The sequence below is a fragment of the Pseudomonas sp. EL_65y_Pfl2_R96 genome (genome assembly GCF_963970905.1).
Classification (GTDB): domain Bacteria; phylum Pseudomonadota; class Gammaproteobacteria; order Pseudomonadales; family Pseudomonadaceae; genus Aquipseudomonas.
This window is the reverse complement of record NZ_CAXAQH010000365.1, coordinates 1-446: the sequence shown is the minus strand read 5'-3', so window position 1 is coordinate 446 and position 446 is coordinate 1. Positions and strand designations below refer to the sequence as shown.

Sequence of the window (446 nt, the reverse complement as noted above, 5' to 3'; positions counted from 1 at the left end):
AGGCCGAGGAGACCACGGGTAGCTTCCAGCTCGCCCAGGAGCGCTATGCCGAGATGTCGGCACAGGAGCAGATCGTGCTGACCGTCTCCGTCAACGGCTACGGCAAGCGCACCTCGTCCTACGAATACCGAACCACCGGCCGCGGCGGCAAAGGCATCGTCGCCATGAGCGTCAACAACCGCAACGGCAATCTGGTGGCCTCATTCCCCGTGGAGGACGCGGACCAGATCATGCTGGTGACCGACAAGGGCCAGCTGATCCGCTGCCCGGTCGAAGGCATCCGCGTCGCCGGCCGCTCGACGCAGGGCGTGATCGTGTTCGATACCGCGGACGACGAGCACGTGGTGTCGGTCGAGCACATCACGGAAGAGGCCGAGAGCGGCAACGGCGCGAACGGGGAGTGATGCGCACCGCGCGGATTTCTGTCCGCGCGTGTGACCTTCTGA

General features: G+C 65.7%; 1 protein-coding gene. It reads left to right on the top strand.

Features of this window, described 5'->3' with window-relative positions; translation table 11 throughout:
• On the top strand, window positions 1-404 hold a 404-nt coding region (locus AACY49_RS31070; RefSeq protein ID WP_339528156.1), incomplete at its 5' end, for a DNA gyrase C-terminal beta-propeller domain-containing protein.
• Window positions 405-446: the final 42 nt, after the last annotated feature.